The following is a 1,317-nucleotide window of genomic DNA, read 5'->3' on the forward strand; positions in this document are numbered from 1 at the left end:
GGCTTTGGCGGGCTTGGTGTTGGTGTCGTCGGCGCCAGGCGGACCAGGTCAGGACGTCGGCGGCGCGGCGGGCAGGTTGGAGTGTGAGCTGGGCATAGAGGTGCCTGATCTCGTTGCGTGTCAACGGGATCAGGCCCTCGGGTGGTGGTGTGTCGCGGGTGTGGGCTGCGGCGATGGCGAGGAAGGCGTGCGCGAACATGACCAGGGTGGTCCAGCGATACCAGGAGGTCCAGGTGCGGACCTGGTGCTGGTCGAGGCCGGTGAGTTCTTTGCCGGTCTGGAAGGTCTCCTCGATCGTCCAGCGTCGCCCGGCGACGCGCGCGAGCTCGGCCAGTGAGACGCGGCGGGGGCTGTAGCAGCGGTAGAACGCCGTGTCCCCGGTGCGTCGGTTGCGGCGCATCAGCATCCAGTGATACCCGGTCTTGCCTGCCAGGCGCAGCCGGATGCGGGCCCACAGGTAGTAGCGCCGGCCTTTCGCGCCCGCCCCGGCAGAGAGCTTCTGCCAGGCCCGCTTCGGCAGCGCGGCGGCCCGCTCATCGGCTCTGGCATTCTCCCCGCCGGCCCCGGGAATGCGGTGGTCACAGGCCACGGCCAGCACATAGGCCTGGTCGCGGGCCTCGAGCGGATCCCGCAAGCCGGCGGCGTCTTTGCCGTAAGCCTCGTCGCCGGTCACCCATCCCACCTTCACGCCTGCCTCCAGCGCCCGGGTGATCATGGCCAACGCGAGCCGGGATTTCGTGGTGAACAGGTTATGCGCAGGCACGCCGGCTCGTTCCCGCCGCGCCTGGTCCCCGGCCCAGCTTTCGGGCAGGTAGAGCTCGCGGTCGATGAACGTGTGCCCGGCCGGGGTGGAATACACCAGGAACACCGACATCTGCGAGTTCTCGATCCGGCCCGCCGTGCCGGTGTATTGCCGCTGCACCCCGACCGACTCGACGCCCTTCTTCAGGTCGCCGGTCTCGTCGATGACCAGCATCGCATCCCGATCGCCCAGCTGCTCGACCACGACCTCGCGCAGGTCGTCGCGGACCCCGTCGGCGTCCCAGGTCGCGCGCGAGAGCAGATTCTGCATCCCGTCCGGGGTCCGGTCCCCGACTGCCTCAGCGACGGTCCAGCAGTTCACCCGCGCCAGCCCGGCCAACAGCCCCTGCACGAACCGCCCAGCCCGCCGACGCGACTCCACCCGCACGAACCGATGCCCGACCCGCAGCAACATCTCACCCAGCAGCGACTGCCACCCCGCAGGGTCTACGCTGGCAGCCGCGGCCACCACATGATCTTGAGTTGTCCTCACAAACACCCATGATCACGCGGTGG

Annotated in this window: 1 protein-coding gene; it reads right to left on the reverse strand. The window is 69.4% G+C overall.

Features of this window, described 5'->3' with window-relative positions; translation table 11 throughout:
* A partial coding sequence (locus tag ACFSVL_RS46580; RefSeq protein WP_378314607.1) for an IS701 family transposase occupies positions 1 to 1,216 on the reverse strand: 1,216 nt, incomplete at its 3' end.
* Positions 1,217 to 1,317: the final 101 nt, after the last annotated feature.

Origin of the sequence: Amycolatopsis silviterrae, assembly GCF_042684085.1 — a bacterium.
In the GTDB taxonomy this organism is placed as follows: domain Bacteria; phylum Actinomycetota; class Actinomycetes; order Mycobacteriales; family Pseudonocardiaceae; genus Amycolatopsis; species Amycolatopsis silviterrae.